Genomic DNA, 4,703 nt, shown 5'->3' with positions numbered 1-4,703 from the left:
TCTATCTGTCGGGTTTCATCGCTGACTTCTTTGCTGATTTCGACGATTCCCAGGGGAGAAAGTAATTGTTCAAGGTAATTTTTGGCAAATTGGTCATGGGGTTTCATGGACTGAGCAGTTAATCGATAATTCTCAATTGTATAGTTATTAAAAAAGTGGGTTTAAATAACCCACTTCTCAGGTGATGATGGTAGTTTTTAGGATGGGAATTTTCAAACTGTGCCAGAAACTATGAGTAGCCATGGCAATTATTCTCCTTGTCAATAGTGAGCAATTGTAAGATTAGACTACCTCTTCGAGAAAATCATAAATTTTGTCTAATTGTTCCAAGGTCACTAAACCGTACTGCCAGAGAATCATCGGTAAATGAATTTTATCAGATTGGATCGAGCGCTCGGCCATAGCGATCGATTCTTGGGGAAGGGACAATTCCTCTTGCAGAAATCGTCGGAATTGGGAATAGGCAATCGTGGACATAGGGGGATTTTTTTCCTCAATAGTATAGTATATCTCGTGATTTTAACAAAACACTACCTGATCGGTTTCAAGGACAGTTAGTCTTGCGATCGTTTTTTCTGTATCTAAGCTATCTCGATGATAGAGAGTGCTTTCCTAAAAATCGCTGGCTCTCTTAAGATAGTCCCATTAGATCGAGCAGAATTTTGTCTCTGTTTAATCTATAGCAAGGGTGAAGATTATTCAATCTATGACTTGATAGACTATAAAAATCTTAATCGATATGGTTATATCTTAAACAGTATAAATGCGTAATAGCTTCTAAAAGCCATACTTATATTTCCAGACAAGGGACACCTTCTATAAGAAAGTTAACACCATTTTCAAAAATCAAGGTCTTGAGATAGACTCAATCTTAATTTTATCTCCTTCTTTCACTCCTAATTCTTTGGCTCGACCCCCAGCTAGTTCGATCACTTGATTAACCATGGTGTTTGGCCCATAGACAGGACAAGGATCGACAGCACAAGGAGGGACATTTAGCAAAACTGCTTTTACTATACCATCTTTTAGAAAAATCATGTCTAGAGGAATCGAGACATTTTTCATCCAAAACCGGGCCATCAGAGGTTGTGCAAAGGGAAATAGCATACCGCGATTTTTCTCCAAAGACAAGCGATACATTAAACCTTTGGCCTGTTGTTCGGGGTTTTGAGCAACTTCTAACTCAATCATCTCACCATTAATATCTGCTTTGGCCGTGATCGGTAATATTTGCCCTTGATTCTCATGCGTAATCTGAGCCATTGAACTATTATTACCATTGAGATTAGTCGATTGACAACTCAGCAGCAACAAACCTAAAAATAGTATTAACTTGATCTTGAGCATAAATGATTTTTTACCAGTCATCACCAATAGTTATCAATACTTAATTTTTCTAGTATAAGTAGAGAATTAAGCAGATAAAACATTAACACAAAGTGGCGACAGCAAATATAAAGATAGTATTAAAAATATCTGGTAAGCTGTACTGCATTGAAACTGCCTATCGGGATTTTTAGTACAAATGCTCGAACTCCTTCTCTCTCTTCCTTGAGGAGAGGAGCAGGACTGCTAGAACATATATACTAGGAAGGCTCTCAAAGTTATTGGCCGATTTTCTCCCTCAATTTTGCCCTAGTCCGGCAGCAGTCGATCGCCTTCGTAGGTTAAAATACCATTGATCTATTGATCGATTATTGTAGGCTCAGGAGCAATCACCATGACCGCAGAAAGTATGTTATTTAATGGGGCGATCGTGGCGATCGTTCTCGTCCTCGTCGGATTAGCTTGGGGTTTTCTCCTCCTCAAAATCCAAGGTGGAGAAGCGGAATAGCTTGTTTTTCGGTTCATGGTTACTTTATTAGTAGTCATGAACTACTTTTTCCCATGAAAAGTAATTAAGAGAAAATCAATAACTAAAATTTTACGCCCACACCTATGACCACTCCCACGATCGAGTTTTTTGTCGGTTTATCAGAAGAATTAAGCGGTGTTAGTCTCCGCAAAAATAAAAGTACCGGGATTCGCAATGTCCTGATGACTTTTAAAACCCTGAAAGCGATCGAACGTTTCCAAAGTTTCACCACCCGTACCTACGGCGATCTCCGTCTCACCGATGAGGAAGGAGTGATTATAGTTATTCCCAACTCGACTAAGTTTATTTTTGGAGGAGATGAAGGAGATGAAATTCAACGGGTAGAATGTGGTTTTGAAATCACCGATGAACACTGGGAGCGTTTTCTGCGCTTTATGAATCGTTACGCGGCAGCCAACGGGATGGGGTATCAGGATAAGTGAGAAGTGGGGTGATGGGGTGTGGGAATTATGAATTATGAATTATGAATTGGGGAGTGGGGAGAATAAATAAAAATAATCTCCTGACTAGAAAGAGGGTGTAGGGTGTGGGGTGTAGGGTGTGGGGTGTAGGGAAGGAAACCTCTTTCATCTGTGGTGGTGAAAATTTTTTCATCGGGACTGAATACTGAATACTAATAGTTAAAAACGAGCTAAAATAAGGATAAATTTAGTCAAGAAACCATGAAAATAGCGATTACTGGGGCGACGGGATTTGTGGGTAGTCGATTGGTGGTCAAACTCTATGATCGCGGCGATGAAATCCTAATTTTGACGCGCAATCCCGATAAAACCAGGAGAATTTACCCAAAGTCAATCTATCCTAAGATAGAGATTATTCCTTATATCGCCACAGAATCGGGGGATTGGCAAAAAGAGATTTCTGGATGTGACGCGGTGATTAATCTAGCGGGAGAACCGATTTCGGAACGCTGGACCAGTGAAACAAAACAGGCAATCGTCGCTAGTCGGCAAATCGGCACCGAGAAAATTGTCGAGGCGATCGCCTTAGCACCCCAGAAACCGAAAGTTTTAATTAACTCCTCGGCGATCGGTTACTATGGAACCAGTGAAACCGCTAGTTTTGACGAAAATAGCCCTCCCGGGGGCGATTTTCTGGCAGATGTCTGTAAAAAGTGGGAAACAGCCGCCCAAAAAGTTAAAGATTACGGCACTCGTTTAGTTATTCTTCGCACGGGTATTGTTTTAGGCAATGGGGGTGCTTTAGGGAAAATGATCCCACCCTTCAAACTTTTTGCCGGCGGTCCGATTGGCAGCGGTCGTCAGTGGTTTTCTTGGATTCATCGGGATGATTTAATTAATTTAATCATCTATTGTCTCGATCGCCCGGAAATCAACGGCACTTTCAACGCTACTGCACCCAATCCCGTCCGGATGAAAGAATTCTGTCAGATTTTAGGGGAAGTAATGAATCGTCCTTCTTGGTTGCCAGTGCCAGATTTTGCCCTCGAAATCCTTTTGGGAGAAGGGGCAAAAATCGTCTTAGAAGGTCAAGAAGTGCTGCCAAAAGCCACAGAAGCGATCGGTTTTGACTATCGTTATCCTAATCTAGAAGCGGCCTTAGAGGAAATTGTCCCGAAAATGTAGAAATCTGATATACTGGGGGGCCGAATGCTCTCAATCTATTTTTCACTCCAGACGGGATGGGAGAATAAAGAGGCGGCCACTCTCACCCCGCGCAGTTGATTTAACAGGGGTAAATGGCCCACGGGAGCGCTTAAATCCCAGATAAATTCTTGGGGGTATTTTGTCCAATTATTGCCATTTTTCCAGCCAATTTTCGGCCAGAGTTTCGGGAAATCTTGACCGACACCGATCCATAATTTGCGCTGCACCGACCAACCGAATTTTCCTTCCGAATGAACTAACCAAAGATTATCAATAGTCTGAATATCTACACCGGGGAAAGCTTCCACTTCCGTAAAATAGACCCATTTCCTCTGTATTGCCCCTTCTCCTGCTAATTCACAGAGTTTTTGACGGGTGAGACTATCGGCAGTTTGAAAATCCTGTTTAGCCAATAATTCCTGTAAAAGTCGATAATCGATACCTTTAGCACTATCGAGGGGAACCACACCCGTGGGGAAATAATTAGCTAAAAATTCCTTGCTTTGATCGCTATTATCTTGATAGAGCAATTGATAGGCCTTACCTGTCACCAGATTAACAGGAGTGGGGTGCTGGGCTAATAAAAAATCTCTCAATACGGTTAGGCCACCTTCTCCGGCCCCGGCTAATTGTGTCAGAATCTGTAATTGATTTTTCGGCGACTCGGTGGCTAATTGACTCATCTTACGGGTAATATCCTCGCTTTGTTCTTCTACTAACACGCCATTCTGGTCAGTCATATCATCACTTTTAAAACCACTCCTTCAATACTATTACCACTATTTCGGGGTCGCTGCTCGATTTTTTCCCGACAAAAAAGGGATTTTTAGCGGGTGGTTGATCCTACACTGAATAACCAGTTCAAACCATAACGGTACAAAGGTGATACCAAATTGTCATTCTAACCCGCGTGTTACCCAACCCGGGTTATGGGAGAAAAGAACCGATCAGCCGGAGACTCAATCTCAAAATAAACCCCTGAGACTCCAAATGTAGGTTAGCAGCTGCGTGAGAACTCAAACATTTGCCAAGGGGACTAGGCGGGACTAGGTGGGAAGTGTTGGGACGCAAGGCCATTTAGTTGGTTTCCTGGTTGTGAAACTAACTAGGGTTTGCTGAATAATGGTAAAAACCTTACAGGAAAGGGCTTTTAGCTTGATTGAGAGCTTCCCAAATGCACTTAAATCTGCTAGAATCTCTTAAAACCCTTGCATCACCCT

Annotated in this window: 6 protein-coding genes; 3 read left to right on the top strand and 3 right to left on the bottom strand. The window is 42.1% G+C overall.

Translation table 11 applies throughout. From position 1 onward, the window contains the following. Positions 1 to 282: 282 nt before the first annotated feature. Together LW728_RS22770 and LW728_RS22765 are read right to left on the bottom strand one after the other, a co-directional pair. On the bottom strand, positions 283 to 477 hold the full coding sequence (locus tag LW728_RS22770) for a DUF2949 domain-containing protein (RefSeq protein WP_002757016.1): 195 nt from the start codon (positions 475 to 477) through the stop codon (positions 283 to 285). A gap of 369 nt (positions 478 to 846) precedes the next feature. Next, complete coding sequence (locus tag LW728_RS22765) at positions 847 to 1,368, bottom strand: DUF192 domain-containing protein (protein ID WP_287669787.1); 522 nt, start codon at positions 1,366 to 1,368, stop codon at positions 847 to 849. A 352-nt stretch (positions 1,369 to 1,720) separates the two neighbouring features. Between LW728_RS22765 and petM the strand changes: the two genes are divergently transcribed. The 3 genes from petM to thyD all read left to right on the top strand — a co-directional run bounded on the left by petM (position 1,721) and on the right by thyD (position 3,462). After that, positions 1,721 to 1,834 carry a cytochrome b6-f complex subunit PetM gene (gene petM, locus LW728_RS22760; protein WP_012265655.1) on the top strand — a complete coding sequence of 38 codons (114 nt, stop codon included), beginning with the start codon at positions 1,721 to 1,723 and terminating at the stop codon, positions 1,832 to 1,834. 104 nt (positions 1,835 to 1,938) lie between these two features. Further along, positions 1,939 to 2,298 (top strand): photosystem II reaction center protein Psb28, encoded by a 360-nt coding sequence (psb28, locus tag LW728_RS22755; protein WP_002757021.1) that lies wholly within the window; start codon positions 1,939 to 1,941, stop codon positions 2,296 to 2,298. 240 nt (positions 2,299 to 2,538) lie between these two features. Further along, the gene (thyD, locus tag LW728_RS22750) at positions 2,539 to 3,462 is read left to right on the top strand and encodes a thylakoid membrane protein ThyD (RefSeq protein ID WP_287768452.1); all 924 of its coding nucleotides are present in this window, start codon (positions 2,539 to 2,541) and stop codon (positions 3,460 to 3,462) included. Between the two features lie 35 nt (positions 3,463 to 3,497). Here the strand turns inward: thyD and LW728_RS22745 are convergent, their stop codons facing one another. Beyond that, positions 3,498 to 4,223: a GUN4 domain-containing protein gene (locus LW728_RS22745; protein ID WP_287669782.1), complete on the bottom strand. Its 726-nt coding sequence runs from the start codon at positions 4,221 to 4,223 to the stop codon at positions 3,498 to 3,500. Between the last annotated feature and the right edge of the window lie 480 nt (positions 4,224 to 4,703).

The organism is Microcystis sp. 49638_E5 (assembly GCF_021300285.1).
GTDB classification, from domain to species: Bacteria; Cyanobacteriota; Cyanobacteriia; order Cyanobacteriales; family Microcystaceae; genus Microcystis; species Microcystis aeruginosa_C.
The sequence above is the reverse complement of the archived record's forward strand: the minus strand, read 5'-3'. Positions and strand labels throughout refer to the sequence as shown.